Raw genomic sequence first — 19,832 nt, 5'->3', positions numbered from 1 at the left:
CGCGGCCCTGACCCCGGTCGCGGCCACCAGCACGAGATCGTCGCCGGGATGCAACCCGTCGATTTGGACCACCAGAAGGTCGAGCGCGGACAGATCCGCAGCCATGAAGTCCCAGCATCAGTTCATCGCCCAGCGACCGAGCCGTTCCTCATGCGCGGCCGTTTCCCAGCTCGGGATCGTGACCTCGCGGCCCTTCGCCCCTGACCCGCGGGCGCGCGCGCGAGAAGTTGCCGAAGATCGAGGCTCTTTTCGCGGGTGCCGAAAGGGCCGGAGAGCGGGCTCGCGGCGGAAGCGGCGCTGAGACGTGTGAAGGAGCGTTTTGACGCAACTTGGTCGGCAAGATCCCTCAAATTGAGATGCGGTTCTTAATGCCGGATCAATGGTCGCGCCATCTGTTTCTCCTTGTGCCGGCGTTATGGCATGAAGCCCTATCGCTATTATCGACAGCGGCGCAACACGGTCATGGTTCGCGCACGCAACCGGATCCTCGATCAAGTTCTGTGGCCGGAGTTCTCCGAGCTTGACCAGGCCCTGCAGGCCTATCTTCATCAAGTGACGTTGCGCGTGATCCGCGATGAGGTCTTTGCCGACGCGAGTGAGGCGCAGTAGATTCCGGAGGCGCTACCACCGAACTGATGGATGCGGTTAGGGCGGAAGGCTTGCTTTGCTTTTATCCAAGCCCGCGATTCGTCGATCGTCGCCATCAGCCGAGCTGAGGCCGTTCAAGCTTTGAAGTTCCACTGCATGAGCTGGTCGATGACGACATTGCCGATGCAATAGGCGTCTCAAGATTAATACTGAATTGTAAGGCACCAAAAGTTAGTTGCGTTTCGATTTTGACTCGCGCGTTCAGCGCATCCTGTCAAGATGTTGGCTGGAGATAGTCCTCGCCGCGAAAGCCGGCCGTACGCCTCACCGATGAGAAGCAGTATTTTGTCTCTGAATCTTCGGTCTATCGGCTGTTGACGGCGAAGCGCGCAGGCACATGCACCATGCTGTCTTGGCCCTCTTTATTCCCAGGATGCTCCCCTTGTTTTGGGGCTTGAGAAGGCCCTCATCAAGGGCGGGGCCGCCGAAGGCACCGCCAAGGACTATGTACGTACTCTTCTCAGCTTTGGCCACTGGCTCTTCGCAAATAACAAAAAGGCCATTTTTGCTCGGCTTGACGACGAAGAGCCACTGACTGAAGATGCGCGCGAGTTCATCGGAAAGGGTAATCCCTGGAAACTTCTTACGGCAATAGTTCATCTCCGAACCTCGCAGTCGACGGGCGGAGTCGTTCCGATCGCAGGCCGCGCTGAGCTAAATCCTCATCCCCAGGACGCGGCACTCATCAAAGAGTACAAAAACGAAGTAGCGGCAGATACCGGCACGAGGGATGCAACTGCTCTTCGCAGTTTCAGTGACTACCTGCATGAAAACAACAAGAAGGGCATTGCTGGTCGGCTTTCAGGCAAGGCGTTGGATGGAGATGTCAAGAGCTATAAGAAGGACGCCGGTGGTAACCGGGGGATCGGTGCCGCACTGGCTCATCTCCGGAAATCGTCGGCCGGCGCTAAGGCGATGGAACTCGAGCGCCATATTGATCCCGAAGACGCGGCCCTGAAGGAGTCGAGGCAGGTCGGCGACGCCGCTGCGCAGCACAGTGCGACCCAGAAAGCTGGCAGTTGGCCAGAGGAGTTGCTTCCAGCGGAAGGCCATGATCAGGATTTGCTTTTGGGGCTGATGGACGAACCCGGCCCGTCGTCCTCGGCGCCGCAACCGGCTCAGTCAACTGGGATTGCGATACGGCACGACAAGCGGCGTCTTCATTCCGAGGATGCTCCCATTATTTTGGGGCTTGAGAAGGCCCTCATCAAGGGCGGGTTCACCAAACCCGTCGCCAAGCAGTACGTAAGTTCTCCTCTTAGCTTTAGCCGTTGGCTTTTCGCAAAAGAAAAACCGAGCATTCTTGCTCGGTTCGACAATAAGTCGCTGGCCGATGGCGGTGAGGTGCTCGAGTTCACCGGACAGGGTAATCCAAAGAGACTCCTTCAGGCAATCGACCATCTCCGGACCTTCCGGTCGACGGGCGGAGTGCCGATCTCACGACGCGCTAAGCTGAATCCTCACCCCCAGAACGTGGCCCCATCAATCCCGAAGACGCGGTACTGATGGATCCGAGGCGCGTCGACGCCGCCGCTGCGCAGCACAGCGCGTCGCAGGAAACTGGCAGTCGGCCAGAGGAGCTTCCCGCGGAAGGCCGCGATCAGGATTTGCTTTTGGGACTGATGGACGAACCCGGCCCGTCGTCATCTCTCGAGCCAGCCGCGCGCCACGACCAGGCACCGGATCCCGGAGAGCCCGACCGCCAGCACTCCTCGGACAAGTTGAGGGGTGCACTTGCGAGGAGCAACTTCCTGCCAAGCGAGGAGGTCCTCATCAACGATGAGCATGACACAGCTGAGTTGAGGCCAGCGAAGAGGCCGAGGACTTTAGACAATCTGCACGGCCTTCCAGCGAGCGGCAGCTGAGCGAGATCGCCAATTCAGGCGGTCGCCTGCTGACGTCGGTGGCCCCCACCCATCAACAGGGTGCATCGCCATGGCAGGCGCAGCCGATGATGCAGGCGAGCGGCTACGAAGATGCCACGGCGCCGCATGCGGTCGCGACGTACGCCGAGGACGCCGCTGCGCAGCACAGCGCGCCGCAGGGAGCTGTCAGTCGGCCATTGGTCCTCCCGGAAGGTTACGATCACGATCTGCGTTTGATGGTGGGAGATGTCCCACCGTGGCCCGGGGTGTAACCAGCAAGCCCAACGGAGGCTAGCCCGTCCTATTCGTGAGAGTGCGTTTTTTTAGTCCGATTGATGTGGCCGCACATCTGCTCTGACGAGGCGCGCGGGATTGCCTTCGGCTTTTCACCGCCTGACGACCCGTACTTTGCAACGCGCTTGAGGGATGGGTTGGGCGAACGGGGGGCGGACGCCCCGCCGGTCAAGGACCGAGCGGCAGCAGCGCGCCTGGCAAGCCGCGGATCAGGTCGGCTTCGGGACATGCCGCGGCAAACGCAAGGCGAATGCGGCTCGTGGTCACGACGACACGGGCAGCGAGTTTCAAGAGACGAAGACGCAGCGTCGCGAACTCGGCTGTGGCCAATTCCCGGGCTTTGGGAATCGCGTCGCGCACGGTCAGCATCAGCCAATAAGCGGCGGTGTGGAGAACGAGGCGGACTTGATTGGCGAGCGCCGAACGGCAGCTGGTGCGATCGGAGGCGAGCTGTGTCTTATGCAGCTTGATCAGATTCTCGGCTTGGCCGCGCGCGCAATACAGGCTGTCGTAGATCCACTCGGCCGAGCCGACATCGAGGCTGGTGACGACGAAACGGATGTCGAGGCCGAGCATCGTCGCCTCAATACGGGCGACGGTACGCCGTTCGCGATCCCAGGACTTGGCCTTGTGGCGCGTCTCGGTATAGCCACGCAGAACCGGCAGGTTCTCGATGGCGCGTCGCGTGCGGATGTCGTCGGCGGCCTCGTCGACTTTTCTGGCGAGCGGCTTGGTGCCGGACAGACCGAAGATGTAGTCGATGCCGTTGGTCTCGCACCACGTCATGGCCTCCGGCCGGGCATAGTGCCCGTCGCCACGGAACGTAATTCGCGTGTTGTGCCACCGCGTCCGGATATGCCGTATCAGGCGGCGCAGATGGGCACGCACCTCGACGCCGCCCGGCGTCTTGCCGGGCCGCAGCACGACCGCCACGGGCCGGCTCTTCTCCGTGTCGTAGACGTGGATCGGCAGGAAGCAGCGTTCGTCATAATGAGCGTTGAACAGCGAGAGCTGCTGATGGCCGTGGACGACATCGCAGGTATCATCGATGTCGAGCGTGACGGATGCCGGCTCGCGCGGGTAGCTATCCATCCATGCGTCGACCAAAGTGTAGGTCAGTCGGATCACGTCGCGCAGGCGCGGAGCATTCTCCAGCCGCGACAGCGTCGGTTGGGAACACAGATCGCGACCCGTGTCCGGCAGCCGTCCGCAGGCCAGCTTGAATGCGGGATCGGACCGCAGATGATCGAGGTCGTCGGCGTCCTCGTAGCCGCAGCAGATCGCGAACATGCGCGCGCGGAACATATCGACAAGGCTGTGCACGACCCGCGTCGGATCGCGCCGATCCGGGAACACCCGGGCCAAATTGTCGGCCAAGCCGAGACGCCGCTCGGCCATCGCCAGAAGCATCACGCCCCCGTTCGAGGTCAGCCGACCGCCATCGAAGGCAGCTGTGACTTTCTTGGCGTGAACGGCTGGAAACGAGAAGGGCAGAATCGTATCATCGGTCATGGCGGGCCTGGTGTTCGCGGCTGAAGGTGATGGGGTTGGCTTTGCAACCGAATCCTACGCCGCATCAGCGCTTTACACCACGCTCGCCAGCCTCTCAGGCGCACTCTGACGAATAAGACGGGCTAGCCATGTTTGCGATGGACGTAATGAAACTTCAGTATGTGTGGTCGACGAAGTGGGTCAGATCTTGTTCGAAGGAAAGGCAAAGTCCGACCCAGGGGCACTCGCGGCATTGCTTCGCAAGCGGGCGCCACAAGCGGAGCGCATCGGATTTGAGACTGGGGCGATGGCGAGCTGGCTATGGCACGAACTTCGTAGGATCGATTTCCCGGTGGTTTGCATCGACGCGCGGCATGCCCACGCGGCTTTGTCCGTACGCATGAACAAAAGCGATCAGAATGATGCTCGAGGTCTGGCCGAACTGGTTCGGGTTGGCTGGTATCGAGAAGTCAAAGTCAAGAGCGAGGAAAGTCAGAAGATCCGCGCGATACTCGTCGCGAGATCCCGGCTCGTCGCCATCCGTCGTGATATCGAGAACCAGGTCCGCAGTCTGATCAAAGAATACGGCTTGCTGTTCCCACGCGCGATCGGACTGCAGTTCCGCAATCAGGTCCGTGAGCTATTGCGCGAAGATCATCAGCTCCTCGGTGTGATCGCGCCGCTTCTGTCGATCCATGAGCAGATCTGTAAGCAACAAAGCAAGTTCGACAACGAGGTCCGCGAGTTGGCGAAGTCGGATGAGACGACGCTTCGTCTGATGACGGTTCCTGGTGTCGGCGTGGTGACGGCTTTGACGTTCCGCCATACGATCGATGACCCGTCCCGCTTCCGATCGGCATCGACTGTTGGCGCCTATCTGGGTCTTACACCTCGGCGCAACCAGTCTGGCGAAACGGACATCAATGGCAAGATATCTCGATGGGGCGACCGGCTCCTCCGAACCTACTTGTTCGAGGCCGCTACCGTACTTCTTTATCGGACAAAGAAGTGGTCTTCCCTCAAGGCCTGGGGCATGAAGCTCGCCAAGCGGATCGGCATGAGGAAGGCAAAGGTCGCCATCGCCCGAAAGATCGCAGTCATCCTTCACTGCATCTGGGTCGATGGCACATCCTTCGACTGGGGGCAGCCGCAGCCGGTCTGATATTTGCTCAAAAGTTCCTGGTCCGGTCTGCCGGACTGGCGATGTCCCGCTGGGACGGTGTTGAGGCGACCTCGTTCATTCGGCTGGTGGCGGCTCGATCGTACTCCGCTGCAAACGTTGAGGCGTCCGACCCGGACATCATCATGAGGCGCTACGCGACCTCGGAAAGGACCATGACCCCAGCGAAGACATCAACCAGTCAGGGCGATCCAATGCCTGGCCGGCAAAGTACGTATCAGCCGCGCTCGCGCCGTCTCCGCAACCCTGACCTCCGACGGCGCGAGCACTACCACCGTGCGATGGACGAATTCAGAAATGTAAAGCGTGACAACAATCCGCAATTAAAGGGCCGAATGACAATCGGGACAGGCGTGACGTGGACGATCTCCAGGCTCAGCTCTGGGAACGAGCACGAAGCATCATCATGGTTGCCGCAGAGATCGTACTGTCTGTTGGGCTGATAACACTGCTGCTTGCCCGGGCGGCCCATGGCTCGAAGTTGCTTGCCCATCTTCTGCCTCACCGCGTGAGCTTGGCACGTCTTTATCTCCGTGGACAAACAACCTTGAACGATCGCTTTCTTGGGACGTCTAGAGCCCAGCGGCGATCGCTATCCGCATCAGTTCCGACATGCTGCGCACATTGGTCTTGGCCATCAGGTTAGCCCGGTAAACCTCGACTGTTCGCGGGCTGATGCCAAGGTCGTGGGCGATCACCTTGTTGATCTTGCCCGCCACGAGCCCCCGCAGGACGTCGCGCTCGCGCGGCGAGAGGTCCACCAGGCGAGCTTCGGCGTCGCGCTTGACCGTTCCGTCGGCCGGAGCTGCCGACTGTGCTCGCAGGGCTTCGCGGATCGCACGCAACAGAGCTTCGTCCACAAACGGCTTCTCGATGAAGTCAACTGCGCCGGCCTTCATCGCCTCGACGGCGAGTGCGACGTCACCATGGCCGGTCATCAGAATGACGGGGCATGCCGCTGCGTCAGCCTTGAGTTTGCGGACGAGCTCGAGGCCGCTCATGCCGGGCATGCGTATGTCGGATACGATGCAGTCGACCGTGCTATTGGCGAAATGATCGAGAAATTCGGTTGCCGTCTCATAGGTTGTGACGGCAAAGCCGTTGACATCGAGCAGGAAGGCCAGTGAGTCCCGCATCGCCGGATCGTCGTCGATGACAAGAATTGTACGCCGCGTCGTCATGCTTCTTCTCCGTCCTCCGCGAACGGGAGGATGAACTGAAAAACCGTGCCGCCTCCAGAGTTTGGCATCACATCCATGCGCCCACCATGGGATTCGATGATGGTCCGGCAGATCGAGAGGCCGACGCCCATGCCATGCTCCTTTGTCGTGATAAAGGGCTGAAACAGGCGGTCGGCGATGTCAGGGCTGATGCCTGGACCGGTATCGGCGATGGTGAACGTCGCAACACCGTTAGTCTTGGTGACGCCGACGGTCAATTCGCGGCGCTGGCTGGAGGCCATCGCCTCGATCGCATTACGAACCAGGTTGAGCACGACCTGTTGAATCTGGATCTTGTCGACGATGATCGAGGGCATGTCCCGGTCGCTGCGGATCGCCACCCGGACGCCCTGCTCCTTGGCGCCGAGCAGCGCGAGCGCGACGGCCTCTTCGAGCAGGGTGGCGGGGCTCTCCAGGGAGTGTTGCGTTTCGCCCTTGGCAACAAATTCACGCAGGCGCTTGATGATGTCGCCGGCCCGCAACGCTTGTTGCGCGGCCCGCTCGAGTGCGTCGCGAATTCGCGTAGTGTCCGGTGCCTCCGACGCCAGCAGCGCTCTTGCGCCGCGCATGTAGTTTGTGATGGCTGATAGTGGCTGATTGATTTCATGAGCGATCGAGGACGCCATTTCGCCCATTGCGGTCAACCGAGACACGTGTACCAGCTCGGACTGCAGCTCCTGAAGCCGTCGCTCCTGAGCGCGACGCTCGGTGAGATCCCGGATAAAGCCCGTAAAGAAGCGCTCGCCGCGGACCTTGGCCTCGCCGACGGCAAGCTCCATCGGAAAGGTTGAACCGTCACTCCGCTCTCCGACCACGATCCGGCCGATCCCGATGATACGCCGTTCGCCGGTCGTAAGGTAACGGTCGAGGTACCAATCGTGCTCGCCGCGATACGGCTGGGGCATCAGGCTCGAAACGTTCTTTCCGACGACCTCGTCGGTTTTTCGGGCAAACAGGCGCTCGGCGGCCGCGCTGAAGGAGCGAATGATGCCATGATCATCGATCACGATCATGGCGTCAGGGACCGTGTCCAGGATGGATTGCAGATGGGCTTGGCGATTTCGCGCCTGATCGCTTTCCCTAAGTAGCCGGTCGCCCATGAAGCCAAGGATGGGGCCGAGGACCGCAAAACATGCAAGATCGATCAGATTCGCAGGTTCGGTGACCAGACTTTTGCCGAGGAATTTAGCGCTGACGGCGAGGCAGAGTAGGGTAGTGAGAATCGCCGGACCACGGCCGCCGGCGAAGGCGGCGAACAGCACCGCCGGAACGTATATGATCGTGAAGGTCCGGTCTTCGAAATAGTTATCGAGTCCCGCGCGCACCGCGAAAACGAGCGCGGTCGCTGCCGCGGCAGTGCCATAGCGGTACCAGATGCGGTCGGACATATTCCCCCAGGCAATGCCCTCAGACCGTGAGATATTACACCGTTCGGACGCCTGAAGCCACTGGCTGCTCTATCCAGGGCAGGGCTCGCGACCTGGCAGGTTTCTGAGTTGCCTCGTCGGCACCGCCCGTCTGCCGAGCAAATAAGTTCAGCTCGATGGTGCCCAACGAACGCGCGGTCTCGATCGCGTACGTCGCGTCTTCTGCGCTTCGCGCAGCTCTGGATGGCGTCGGCAATGGAACGGGAATCGCTAAGATCTGTCATGTTCAACATCCTTCGTTGAGGGAAGTTGCTATTTCCCCATGTCGGCGCGGGCGTGTTGATATGTGTCAACCGGACCGCTACTGGCCTCCTCCGGAGCACGATCTGCTCAAGCCGGCCTGGGACCGATGACTTTCCCTGTCCTCAGGTTGAAGAAATGGATGCCGTCGCACGCGGCGCAGGAGATTGAGTGCAGATCGTCAGCCGCTGGCTCGGACGTGTCGTCGGGAAGCAGGCCTTCGCCGGTAGTTGGACACGAAAAGATAATGGGGCGCCAAGCCCTTCTGTCTGCCATTTGCACGATCCTGACGGACGGACAATCTGAAGCGGCGGCACTCGCTCCGCATTGATGAAGGTCAAATTTCGGACAGGCGGGTTAGGACAGGTGAGAGCGCTCTAGAACGGCCGCCGGGACGAAGCGTTTGGAGCGTCTTTGACCTGGCCAGCTGCTCTTGCGGGGGGGGGGGCGCCTTGCCTGGAAGGTCATCCGGGCAAAAGTCACGATAATGATCGCGAGTACTCCGATTGAAGCAAGCAGGTTCTGCAGCATGATCTTCTTCTCCTGACAACGTGACATGTATGTCCGATCAAGTCGCTACGCCTTGATCCCCGTCAAACGAGGCCGTTGAGGGAGATCAACACAGACAAGCCGATTTGATGCGAACGTGTCTGGCGAGAAAGGGAAACTGGCAATGCGCGCACATCAGATCATGGCAAGACATGTCATCACCGTCGGAACCGAGACGTCCATTATGGACGCCGCCAAACTGATGATGGATCACCATGTCAGCGGCCTCCCGGTGGTCGATGCGGCCGGACGATTGGTTGGCATCCTGTCGGAAGGTGACTTTCTGCGGCGGAGCGAGATCGGGACGCAACGCCGGCGCGCCCGCTGGCTTCAGTTCCTTCTCGGCTCCGGCCATGCGGCCACGGACTTTGCCCATGAACGCGGGCGTAAGGTCGGAGAGATCATGTCCTATGATCCGGTCACCGTCACGGAAGAAACGCCTCTGCCGGATTTAGTCGAGCTCATGGAGAAGAAGGGAGTCAAGCGGCTGCCGGTGATGCGCGACGGGCGTCTCGTCGGCATCGTCACACGCGCCGATCTGCTACGGGCAGTTGCGTCTATCGCTCACCAGATTCCGGACCCCACGGCGGATGACAAGCATATCCACGACCGCATCGTGCGGGCGCTCGTCGCCGCAAACTGGTGTCCGCTTGGTCTGCAGGTTTCGGTGCGCAATGGCGTGGTGCACCTCCGAGGGATCATCATGGACGAGCAGGCGAGGCAAGCGGCTATCGTTGCCGTGGAAAATACCTCCGGCGTCAGGGAATTGCACGATCATCTGTGCTATGTCCACACCTATTCCGGCTTCTACATCCAATCCGCGGAAGACGAACGAGCGGCTGCCGCCAAAATTGCGCAGGAGACGGCAGGGTGATCGCTCGCCTCGCAATCCTGCTGATCCCGTTGATCGTGACCGCTGTGGTCAGCGCAGATGTCCTGGGATTCGCGGCAACGCTGCTTACGATCTGCGCGATCGTTGGCTTCGCGATCGCCGCCTCCGGATGGACCGTCAGCAGCAAGACGACGTCAATACCGGCAGTCCGGCCGTCATCCTCAGACTGGAAATCTCACCACGAATAGTACCTCGTCCGATCGCAGTTGCGGATCATGCGAGCCGCACGTCGCGAAAAGCGTGCCGCTCGTGGTCCTCGTGGTCGCTCAAAGCTCTGCTCGGTTTCTATATCCTCCGCAATACGACGGCTGCACCTCAGAGCATTCAATTGCGACAGATCAATACGGGCCTCTTGCATCAATGGCAACGTGGACATCAAGGAATCAACCCACGTGAGGGTGCTATGCCATCATTTGACGTTCGTTTCATCAAGACCGTTTGCGACGACACCGGCCATGAACATCGCGCCTGTCAGGCCGCATTCAAGGTCGATGCCGCTTCGCTGTCCGTGGCCGCACAGCTCGCGGAAGCCGACTTCTGCAGACAGAAGGGCATTCGCGATTGGACGATCTTTGCCGATTCGATGGAGCTTCGAATGCCGTCGTCTTTGCCGTCCGCATGGGGTAGCTAGTGGCCTTGAGTGGCGATCACATTTGATCGCCGCGACATTGCGCATTTGACGAAGATCAAATCGGCAATCGCGACCGTCCGCTAGAGGTTACGGAAAGCAAAAAGGGGTGTGGGCGATGACCGATCGATCAGCTGGCAATAACTCGCCGCAATTCGAGAACCTTCTCGCCCGCCTCCGAGCATTTCTTGCTCGCCGGCACGAATTCGATCTGATGACTCCTCGGGAGGTCGATGAGATCGCCCACGAGCTCAATCTTTCCACATCGGACCTTCGAACGCTGGCTCGCGGCCGGGGTTCGCCTGAATTGCTGAGTAAGCGTCTCAAACATGCAGGTTTGTCGGCAGAGGCGCTCGCTACGTCTCACAGTGATGTGCTGCGTGATCTGCGGCGGGTGTGTGGCCTGTGCCAAGAGAAGAAGCGCTGCACTACCGACCTCGCGCGGGATAAGCGAGCCAGTCCGGCCAGGTACTGTCCGAACGAATTGACACTCACCGCGCTGAGCCGCGGTGCCAGGGGCGCGCGACCTGGCGCAGGAATTGATGCCGATCAAGCGGCTGTCAGCGAGATCGTGGTTTCCATGACGTCATCGCATCCAGGGAAAGCTTCCACATGACAAGTCCATCCTCCGTTTCAAAGTCGATGACGATGGGCGAAGCCGGCCTGGCGTCCGCGCTCGCGGTATTTGCCTTCGTTTGCTTTCTCGGCGCAGCGATGGGGCACGATCCGGCATTCAGTTTTCACGCGGCGCTTGCTTGCGCGGCCAGCCTGATCTCCGTGGTCGTGATCGGCAATCGCTATCTGGACCGCCCGGCTGCATTGCCTCCGGCAGAGATCGGTGGGCGCCCCAATTACAATCTCGGCCCGATCAAGTTCGCTTCGGCGATGGCAATGTTCTGGGGTATTGCGGGCTTCACCGTGGGTCTGATCATCGCCATGCAGCTGGCCTGGCCCGCGCTCAACTTCGATCTGCCCTGGACGACATTCGGCCGTCTGCGGCCGCTGCATACGTCTGCGGTAATTTTTGCATTCGGCGGCAATGTCCTGATCGCGACCTCGTTCTATGTCGTGCAGAAGACCTGCCGCACGCGCCTTGCGGGCGACCTCGCGCCCTGGTTCGTCGTGGTCGGCTACAACTTCTTCATTCTGATCGCCGGCACCGGCTATCTGTTGGGCGTCACCCAGTCGAAGGAATACGCCGAACCGGAGTGGTATGCCGACTTCTGGCTGACGATTGTCTGGGTGACGTATCTGCTCGTGTTCCTGATGACGCTGGTGAAGCGCAAGGAGCCGCACATCTTCGTCGCCAACTGGTTCTATCTGGCGTTCATCGTCACGATCGCGGTGCTCCATCTCGGCAATAACGCCGCGCTTCCGGTCTCCTTCCTCGGCTCGAAGTCCTACGTTGCCTGGGGCGGTGTGCAGGATGCCATGTTCCAGTGGTGGTATGGCCACAACGCTGTCGGCTTCTTCCTGACTGCCGGCTTCCTAGCGATCATGTACTACTTCATTCCGAAGCGGGCGGAGCGTCCGGTCTATTCTTACCGGCTTTCGATCATCCATTTCTGGGCGCTGATCTTCCTCTACATCTGGGCTGGCCCGCATCACTTGCACTACACGGCGCTGCCGGACTGGGCGCAAACCCTTGGTATGACATTCTCGATCATGCTCTGGATGCCTTCCTGGGGAGGCATGATCAACGGCCTGATGACGCTGTCGGGAGCCTGGGACAAGCTGCGCACCGATCCCGTGCTGCGCATGATGGTGGTGTCGGTCGCCTTCTACGGCATGTCGACCTTCGAAGGCCCGATGATGTCGATCAAGGTGGTCAATTCGCTGAGCCACTACACTGACTGGACCATCGGTCACGTGCATTCCGGAGCGCTGGGATGGGTCGGCTTCGTCTCCTTCGGCGCGCTTTACTGCCTCGTCCCGTGGCTCTGGAATCGCCAGCTCTATAGCCTGAAGCTCGTCAACTGGCACTTCTGGATATCGACTATCGGCATTGTGCTCTACATTTCCGCAATGTGGGTGTCGGGGATCCTGCAAGGCTTGATGTGGCGTGCCTACACTTCGCTCGGCTTCTTCGAATACTCCTTCATCGAGTCGGTCGAGGCCATGCATCCCTTCTACATCATCCGCGCGGCTGGCGGCGCGCTGTTTCTGGTCGGCGCCCTGATCATGGCCTTCAATCTCTGGATGACGGTCAATGCTGGCCGAGCCAGCGAAACCGAGGGCGCCGGTGCTCTCCAGCCTGCCGAATAGGTTGAGATATGTCTCTCTGGAATCGACACAAGATCGTTGAGAAGAACTCGATCATCCTGATCGCCGGCATTCTCGTGGTCATTGCCATCGGCGGACTGGTCGAGATCACGCCGCTGTTCTACCTGAAGAGCACGATCGAGGCGGTCGACGGCGTGCGGCCTTATACGCCGCTCGAGCTCGCCGGCCGCAACATCTATGTCCGCGAGGGCTGTTACCTCTGCCACTCGCAGATGATCCGGCCGCTGCGCGACGAGGTTGAGCGCTACGGCCACTATTCGCTGGCCGCCGAGAGCATGTATGACCACCCGTTCCAGTGGGGTTCCAAGCGCACCGGACCGGACCTAGCGCGCGTCGGCGGCAAGTACTCCGACGACTGGCACGTCACGCACCTGATCAATCCACGCTCAATCGTCCCGCAATCGGTGATGCCCGGATACCCGGCGCTCGCCAGGACGGAGCTCGATCCGTCCGACGCCATGGCTCATCTGCGGACCAACCGCGCGGTCGGCGTGCCCTATACCGACGAGCAGATCGCCAACGCGGCCGCCGATCTGAAAGCACAGGTCGACCCCGACAGCCCCGGCTCCGACGCGCTCCAGAAGCGCTATCCGAAGGCGGTGGTCCGTAACTTCGACAGCAAGGCCGGTAATCCGACCGAGCTCGACGCGCTGATCGCCTACCTGCAGATGCTCGGCACGCTCGTCGACTTCAAGCTCTACAACGAAAAAGCCAATCTGCGCTGAGGGCACGAGCATGAAAGCGATCATTCAAGTCGAGAATTTCGCGTCGAGCCTGGTCGGCTCACTCTGGACGCCCATCTTCGTCGGAATATTCGTTGCCATCGTGGTCTACGCGCTGTGGCCCCGCAACAAATCTCTCTTCGATGCTGCAGCCCGAATGCCGCTGCGGGAGGACTGACCGATCATGAGCGACCACAACGAAATCGACCGCGTTTCCGGCCGCAGCACGACTGGTCACGAGTGGGACGGCATCAAGGAGCTGAATACGCCGCTGCCGCGGTGGTGGGTCCTGACATTCTACGCAACGATTATCTGGGCGATCGGTTACTGGGTCGTCTACCCGGCCTGGCCGCTGGTCTCCGGCTACACCACCGGTCTGTTCCAGTATTCCACCCGCGCCGGTGTCGCGACCGACCTTGCGGATATCGAGAAGCTGCGCGGCGAGAAGATGGCGGTGCTCGGCAACGCGTTGCTTTCCGACATCGAGAAAGATCCGGCCCTGCTGGCGCTAGCTCGTGCTCGTGGCAAGACCGTATTCGCCGACAATTGCGCGCCGTGCCACGGCAGCGGCGGCGCGGGTGCAAAGGGCTATCCGAACCTGAACGACGACGACTGGCTGTGGGGCGGTTCGCTTGACCAGATCATGCAGACAATCCAGTTCGGTGCACGTTCCGGACACGCAAAGACTCACGAAGGGCAGATGCTGGCATTCGGCCGCGACGGCGTCCTCAAGAAGGACGAGATCGTGACCGTCGCCAACTATGTGCGCTCGCTTTCCGGCCTTTCCACCGCGCCGAGGTTCGACGCCGTCGCAGGGAAGAAGCTGTTCACCGAAAACTGCGCCAGCTGCCATGGCGACAACGCCAAGGGCAACCCTGAGCTCGGCGCGCCGAACCTGACCGACCAGATCTGGCTTTATGGCTCCGACGAGGAGACGCTGGTCGAGACCATCACCAATGGCCGCGCCGGCGTCATGCCGGCCTGGGTCGGCCGCCTCGACCCGGTCACAGTCAAGGCGTTGGCGGTCTATGTGCACTCGCTCGGCGGCGGCAAGTAGCCGCCACCGCGAGGGGACCGGGATCATTGACCGAGGTCAAACCCGGACATGTTGCGGGGATGTAGGTTTCAACCGAGCCTCACTTGAGCAACCCATGAACAAGCCCGTGTCGCCTGATGAACTCATAACCGACGAAGACGGGCCGCTCTACGCGCCCCGCAAGAAGGTATATCCGCAGAGCGTCTCAGGCCGATTCCGCTCGATCAAATGGCGGTTGATGGCCGTCTGTCTCGGCGTCTACTATCTGCTGCCGTTCGTGCGCTGGCATCGGGGCCTCGGCGCGCCTGACCAGGCGGTCCTGATCGATTTTCCAAACCGACGCTTCTATTTCTTCTTCATCGAGCTGTGGCCGCAAGAAATCTACTATTTCACTGGCCTTTTGGTGCTGGCGGCGCTCGCCTTGTTCCTGATGAACGCGCTGGGTGGGCGGATCTGGTGCGGCTATCTCTGCCCGCAGACGGTCTGGACGGATCTGTTCTATGCGGTCGAGCGGCTAGTCGAAGGTGATCGCCGCGCGCAAATGAAGGCCGACGCTGGCCCAATGACCGTAAAGCGAGCCGGTCGCCGTGCGTTGAAGCACGCGATCTGGCTCATGATCGCGTGGTGGACTGGTGGCGCCTGGGTGCTCTACTTCGCCGATGCGCCGACGCTGGTGCGCGACCTTGCGACTTTTCAGGCCCCAGTGATCGCCTATGTCTGGATCGCGATGCTGACCGCGTCGACCTATCTGCTGGCCGGCTATATGCGCGAGCAGGTCTGCGTCTATATGTGCCCGTGGCCGCGGATACAGGCCGCGCTGACCGACGAGTGGGCCCTCATCGTCACATACAAATACGATCGCGGCGAACCGCGTTGCTCGGTCAAGAAGGCGTTCGACATTCGGTCGCTCGGCGAGAAGGCCGGCGATTGCATCGATTGCAACCAGTGCGTTGCCGTGTGCCCGACTGGGATCGACATTCGCGATGGCGCGCAGCTTGGCTGCATCCAGTGCGGCCTGTGCATTGATGCCTGTGATGCTGTCATGACCAAGATCAGTCGCAAGACGGGTCTGATCGGATACGACAACGATATCAACGTTCGGCGCCGCGTTGCCGGCAAGCAGGAGATTTTCAAGCCTGTTCGCGCCCGTACCGTTGTCTACGCCAGCCTGATCACCGTCGTCTGTGCTGTGATGCTTTACGCGTTGATGTCGCGAACCCTGCTCGACGTCAACGTGCTGCACGACCGCAATCCGATTGCGGTGCGTCTTAGTGACGGCGCGATCCGCAATGGATACACACTGCGTTTCCTCAACAAGCGCGGCTTTGATCGCGTGATCGCGATCGATGTCGAAGGGCCAGCCAACGCGAAGCTGCACGTCATCGGTGCGGACTCCGTGACGCCAGACCGGCCGATGATCGTCCTTGGCCGCGACACCACCACCGAGCTTCGCGTGCTGGTGACGGCGGCGTTCGATGAAAAGGCGGAAAAGTCGGTGCCGGTCACGTTCCGCGTCACTGATATCGGTCTCGGAGAGGTCGCCTCCGCGACCGACCACTTCGTCCTTCCCTAACCACGGACATCCCGCCATGCCAGCCTCTCGTCCAGCCGCGCGACCCGTCACCGGACGTTTCGTCTTGGTCACGACGATCGCATTCTTCGCCGTCGTCATCAGCGTGACTATGGTCATGATGCGCCTTGCCATTTCGACTCTTCCGGGCACAGAGGTCGACAGCGCCTACAGTGCCAGTCTCGCTTATCAACGCGAGATCGATTCGGCCAGGCAGCAGAACGAGCGCGACTGGCGGGTCCAGGCCCATATCGATCGGCGGCCTGACGGCAGCGCTGCAATTGCACTCGAGGCGCGCGACCACGCCGGCGCGCCGCTCACGGGGATGAGTTTCCTCGCCCGGCTCGAACGGCCGATCGATCGTCGCGCCGACCGGGCAATCGAGATTGGCGAGGCCGGGGGTGGGAGCTATAGCGGCCGCGCCGAAGGCGTCGCGGCAGGGCAGTGGGACCTCGTAATCGAGGCCGACGCCGATGGCCGGCGCATGTTCCTGTCGAAGAACCGAATCCTGCTGAACTGAAGGTGCATCCTATGCAGGCGGATATCGATTTCTCTCACTATCTGAAGAGCGCGGGCACCGGGCTCATCCATCTCGATCTCGCAGTCGAGGGCATCAATTGCGCGGGCTGCATGGCCAAGATCGAGCGCAATCTGTCAGCCATACCGGACGTCACCTCGGCCCGCGTGAACTTGACGGACAGTCGCCTTGCGCTGGAATGGAAGGCGGGTGCTCTTGAACCGGCGCTGTTCGTAAGTCGGCTCGCGGAGCTCGGCTACAAGGCCTATCCCTTCGAGCGCGATGATGCCGAAACCCTGGAGGCTCGACGTGCGCAAGGCCTGTTGCGCCGGCTGGGCGTCGCGGCCTTTGCCGCCATGAACGTCATGATGCTGTCGGTCCCGGTATGGTCCGGCAACGTCTCCGACATGCTGCCGGAGCAGCGTGATTTCTTCCACTGGCTGTCGGCGCTGATCGTGCTGCCGGCCGCAGCCTATTCGGCGCAGCCTTTCTTCTCGTCGGCGTTGTCAGCCCTGCGAGCGCGCGGCGTCAACATGGACGTTCCGATCAGTATCGGCATCATCCTGGCGCTTGCAACCTCGGTTATCGAGACCGTAAACCACGCCGAACATGCCTATTTCGATGCCGCGATCATGCTGATCGCTTTCCTGCTCGCTGGCCGCTACCTCGACCAGAACATGCGGCGGCGTACCCGTGCCTTTGCCGGCAACCTGTACGCCCTCAAGGCGGAGACCGCGACGAAGTTCATCAGTCCGACCGAGATCAGAACGGTCCCGGTAGCTGCGATCCGGCCCGGCGACATCGTGCTGCTGCGGCCCGGCGAGCGCTGTTCGGTCGATGGCGAAGTGATCGAGGGCCGCTCGGAGGTCGACCAGAGCCTGATCACGGGCGAAACCTTGCCGGCGATGGTGACGCCTGGCAGCGCTATATTCGCGGGCACACTGATCCGTTCCGGAACATTGCGCGTCCGTGTGTCGGCCGCCTCGGGTGGTACGCTGCTGGATGAGATATCTCAGCTGCTCGATCGCGCGCTCCAGGCGCGCTCGCGCTATCTTCGACTTGCGGAGCGTGCATCAAGGCTCTATGCCCCGGTGGTGCACGCGACCGCGTTGACCACGATGCTGGGCTGGCTGGCATATGGCGCGAGCTTTCATGATTCGATCGTGACAGCGATTGCAGTCCTGATCATCACCTGTCCCTGCGCATTGGGGCTTGCCATTCCTGCCGTGCAGACGATTGCATCCGGTGCGCTGTTTGGCTCTGGCGTGCTGCTCAACGCTGGCGACGCGATCGAGCGTATCGCCGAGATCGACCGGGTGATCTTCGACAAGACGGGCACGTTGACGCTACCCGAGCTTGATGTCGTCAATCTCGCGGAAATCCCGGACGATGTCGTGAAGCTGGCAGGCCGTTTGGCACTCTCGAGCCGTCATCCGGTCGCTGCCGCGGTCGCGCGCAAGGCGGGTGCGGCCGCACCCCTGCCGGACATCCAGGAAGAACCAGGCCAGGGCGTCCACGGTTTTCACGAAGGTCGTCCGATCCGGCTGGGCCGGCCGTCATTCTGCGGCGCGAACGACCTCGCCAACGAGCTTCTGTGCCGCGATCCCGAGGCGTCCGTCGTCGCATTCAGGTCTGGCGAGTGCAGATATGCCTTCGCGGTTCGGCAGCGGTTGCGGCCGGACGCGGCTGAGGTGGTGGCAGCGCTGGCGCGCCTGGGCATCGTCGTCGAGATCGTGTCTGGGGATCGCGAACCTGCGGTCCGGCTGGCAGCCGAGGTGCTCGGCGTGCACGAATGGCGCGCCGAGGTGTCTCCGGTCGACAAGATCGACCGGATCGACGAACTGGTGCGCCAGGGCTGCAAGGTACTGATGGTCGGCGACGGCCTGAACGATGCGCCAGCGCTGGCTGCCGCGCACGCCTCGATGTCGCCCGTTACGGCGACCCACATGAGCCAGGCTGTCGCCGATGCGGTCTTTCTCGGCGAACGTCTCGCGCCAGTGCTGACAGCTGTCAAGGTGTCCCGCAAGGCGCTGCGGTTGATGCGCCAAAATCTCTGGCTCGCCGTGATCTACAACGTGCTGGCCGTGCCGATCGCGATCGTCGGTCTGGTCACGCCACTGATTGCCGCGGCGGCGATGTCGGGCTCCTCGGTGATCGTGATGCTGAACGCGCTGAGGGCACGAACGACGGAGACGGTCTGATGGAAATTCTGGTCTTTCTGGTGCCGCTGGCTCTCGCACTTGGCTTTGCCGGCCTGCTCGGCTTCCTCTGGTCACTCAAAAGCGGCCAGTACGACGATCTCGACGGTGCAGCCTGGCGCGCCATCGCCGACGATGAGCCCGCGAACGGTCAAGGCCGATCCAAATAATGAAAAATATACAAATGAAACCCCCGCGGCGATGGTCATTGCCGTTGAGGCTAGGGCCTGTTTGGATTCATCTTGAATTTATCACAGCGGCGGTGAGATTGATCATGGCTTCGAAGCTGATATCTGTTTTGTCGGCTCGCATGGCGATCCGCTTGAATTCCTTGAGCTTGCAGAAGAAATTTTCGATCAGATGTCGCCATTTGTAGATTTCCGCGTCGATGGCGAGAGGTTTTGCGCGCCGCGGGTGCTGGGAGATGACGACCTTGGCGCCGCGTGCGTCGAGGTCGGCAATGATGGCGTTGCTGTCGAACGCCTTGTCGGCGATCATCGCATCGAAGGTCAGCCCTTCGATCAACGGCGGGACGCCGACCGTGTCGAAGCGCTGTCCTGGCAGCAGCACGAAACGCAGGAGATTGCCGAGCGCGTCGGTCAGTGCCAGGATTTTGGTGGTCATTCCGCCTTTCGAGCGGCCGATCGCCTGGTTTTGCGTCCCCCTTTTGCGCCCTGTCCGTGGCGGTGGACTTTGACGATGGTGGCATCAACCATGACGTACTCCATGTCCGGCTCGTCCGAGACCGCATCAAACATGCGCTTCCAGACGCCCGCCTTGGCCCAGTCGCGGAAGCGCGTGTACACGGTTATCCAGTTGCCGAAGGCGCGCGGCAGATCGCGCCACGGACTGCCCGTGCGCGCAATCCACAGCACGGCTTCGACAAACAGCCGGTTGTTATTGCCGCTCCGGCCGGGATCACCCGGCTTGCCAAGACAAAGCGGCTCCATCTTCGCCCATTGGGCATCAGTCAAAACGAATCGGTCCATCCCAAGCTTGAATCACAACCAAGCCAGGATGAGAATCCGGAATCCAAACAGGCCCTAGCCCGTCCTATTCGTGAGAGTGCTTT

At 61.1% G+C, this 19,832-nt stretch carries 17 protein-coding genes and 2 pseudogenes; 14 read left to right on the top strand and 5 right to left on the bottom strand.

Translation table 11 applies throughout. The annotated features are described in order from the left end of the window. Nucleotides 1–9: 9 nt before the first annotated feature. A pseudogene (locus HAP54_RS48805) lies at nt 10–216 on the bottom strand (IS256 family transposase); the annotation flags it as partial. Nucleotides 217–420: 204 nt separating this feature from the next. On the opposite strand from HAP54_RS48805, the gene HAP54_RS48800 reads away from it, so the two are divergent. Together HAP54_RS48800 and HAP54_RS48795 are read left to right on the top strand one after the other, a co-directional pair. Next, on the top strand, nt 421–609 hold the full coding sequence (locus HAP54_RS48800) for a hypothetical protein (RefSeq protein ID WP_224497163.1): 189 nt from the start codon (nt 421–423) through the stop codon (nt 607–609). A gap of 426 nt (nt 610–1,035) precedes the next feature. After that, a complete protein-coding gene (locus HAP54_RS48795; RefSeq protein ID WP_175619334.1) occupies nt 1,036–2,154 on the top strand; it encodes a hypothetical protein in 1,119 nt (372 codons plus the stop codon). Nucleotides 2,155–2,975: 821 nt separating this feature from the next. Here HAP54_RS48795 and HAP54_RS48790 read toward each other — a convergent pair. Then, nucleotides 2,976–4,319, bottom strand: a complete 1,344-nt coding sequence (locus tag HAP54_RS48790) for an IS1380-like element ISBdi2 family transposase (RefSeq protein ID WP_166298301.1) — start codon at nt 4,317–4,319, stop codon at nt 2,976–2,978. Nucleotides 4,320–4,431: 112 nt separating this feature from the next. Between HAP54_RS48790 and HAP54_RS48785 the strand changes: the two genes are divergently transcribed. Continuing rightward, nucleotides 4,432–5,460: an IS110 family transposase gene (locus tag HAP54_RS48785; RefSeq protein ID WP_166307216.1), complete on the top strand. Its 1,029-nt coding sequence runs from the start codon at nt 4,432–4,434 to the stop codon at nt 5,458–5,460. A 590-nt stretch (nt 5,461–6,050) separates the two neighbouring features. Here HAP54_RS48785 and fixJ read toward each other — a convergent pair. Beyond that, nucleotides 6,051–6,659, bottom strand: coding sequence for a response regulator FixJ (gene fixJ / locus HAP54_RS48780; RefSeq protein ID WP_166298300.1), 609 nt, complete (start codon nt 6,657–6,659; stop codon nt 6,051–6,053). Next, a complete protein-coding gene (locus HAP54_RS48775) occupies nt 6,656–8,086 on the bottom strand; it encodes a PAS domain S-box protein (protein ID WP_029081505.1) in 1,431 nt (476 codons plus the stop codon). The genes fixJ and HAP54_RS48775 overlap by 4 nt, the downstream gene beginning before the upstream one ends. Nucleotides 8,087–9,038: 952 nt before the next feature. On the opposite strand from HAP54_RS48775, the gene HAP54_RS48770 reads away from it, so the two are divergent. The 11 genes from HAP54_RS48770 (at nt 9,039) to ccoS (ending at nt 18,930) form a co-directional block, all read left to right on the top strand. Beyond that, nucleotides 9,039–9,788: a CBS domain-containing protein gene (locus tag HAP54_RS48770; RefSeq protein WP_166298299.1), complete on the top strand. Its 750-nt coding sequence runs from the start codon at nt 9,039–9,041 to the stop codon at nt 9,786–9,788. A gap of 127 nt (nt 9,789–9,915) precedes the next feature. After that, nucleotides 9,916–10,437, top strand: a complete 522-nt coding sequence (locus tag HAP54_RS48765) for a hypothetical protein (RefSeq protein ID WP_224741471.1) — start codon at nt 9,916–9,918, stop codon at nt 10,435–10,437. 115 nt (nt 10,438–10,552) lie between these two features. Next, nucleotides 10,553–11,050 carry a hypothetical protein gene (locus tag HAP54_RS48760; RefSeq protein WP_156928632.1) on the top strand — a complete coding sequence of 166 codons (498 nt, stop codon included), beginning with the start codon at nt 10,553–10,555 and terminating at the stop codon, nt 11,048–11,050. A gap of 26 nt (nt 11,051–11,076) precedes the next feature. Next, nucleotides 11,077–12,699: a cytochrome-c oxidase, cbb3-type subunit I gene (ccoN, locus tag HAP54_RS48755; protein WP_029081501.1), complete on the top strand. Its 1,623-nt coding sequence runs from the start codon at nt 11,077–11,079 to the stop codon at nt 12,697–12,699. 8 nt (nt 12,700–12,707) lie between these two features. After that, complete coding sequence (gene ccoO, locus HAP54_RS48750; protein ID WP_029081500.1) at nt 12,708–13,442, top strand: cytochrome-c oxidase, cbb3-type subunit II; 735 nt, start codon at nt 12,708–12,710, stop codon at nt 13,440–13,442. Between the two features lie 10 nt (nt 13,443–13,452). Next, nucleotides 13,453–13,617, top strand: coding sequence for a cbb3-type cytochrome c oxidase subunit 3 (locus HAP54_RS48745; protein ID WP_029081499.1), 165 nt, complete (start codon nt 13,453–13,455; stop codon nt 13,615–13,617). A 6-nt stretch (nt 13,618–13,623) separates the two neighbouring features. After that, on the top strand, nt 13,624–14,496 hold the full coding sequence (ccoP, locus tag HAP54_RS48740; protein WP_029081498.1) for a cytochrome-c oxidase, cbb3-type subunit III: 873 nt from the start codon (nt 13,624–13,626) through the stop codon (nt 14,494–14,496). 94 nt (nt 14,497–14,590) lie between these two features. Next, nucleotides 14,591–16,048 (top strand): cytochrome c oxidase accessory protein CcoG, encoded by a 1,458-nt coding sequence (gene ccoG / locus HAP54_RS48735; RefSeq protein WP_166307213.1) that lies wholly within the window; start codon nt 14,591–14,593, stop codon nt 16,046–16,048. 16 nt (nt 16,049–16,064) lie between these two features. After that, nucleotides 16,065–16,565 carry a FixH family protein gene (locus HAP54_RS48730; RefSeq protein WP_166298298.1) on the top strand — a complete coding sequence of 167 codons (501 nt, stop codon included), beginning with the start codon at nt 16,065–16,067 and terminating at the stop codon, nt 16,563–16,565. Nucleotides 16,566–16,576: 11 nt separating this feature from the next. Then, nucleotides 16,577–18,763, top strand: coding sequence for a heavy metal translocating P-type ATPase (locus HAP54_RS48725; RefSeq protein WP_029081495.1), 2,187 nt, complete (start codon nt 16,577–16,579; stop codon nt 18,761–18,763). Continuing rightward, on the top strand, nt 18,763–18,930 hold the full coding sequence (gene ccoS, locus HAP54_RS48720; protein WP_165128271.1) for a cbb3-type cytochrome oxidase assembly protein CcoS: 168 nt from the start codon (nt 18,763–18,765) through the stop codon (nt 18,928–18,930). Before HAP54_RS48725 ends, ccoS begins: the two co-directional genes overlap by 1 nt. A 67-nt stretch (nt 18,931–18,997) precedes the next feature. On the opposite strand, the pseudogene HAP54_RS48715 reads toward ccoS, so the two are convergent. After that, a pseudogene (locus HAP54_RS48715) lies at nt 18,998–19,710 on the bottom strand (IS5 family transposase). Nucleotides 19,711–19,832 lie beyond the last annotated feature (122 nt).

This window comes from Bradyrhizobium sp. 2S1, from assembly GCF_011516625.5.
In the GTDB taxonomy this organism is placed as follows: Bacteria; Pseudomonadota; Alphaproteobacteria; order Rhizobiales; family Xanthobacteraceae; genus Bradyrhizobium; species Bradyrhizobium septentrionale.
This window is presented reverse-complemented; position numbering and strand designations above follow the sequence as displayed.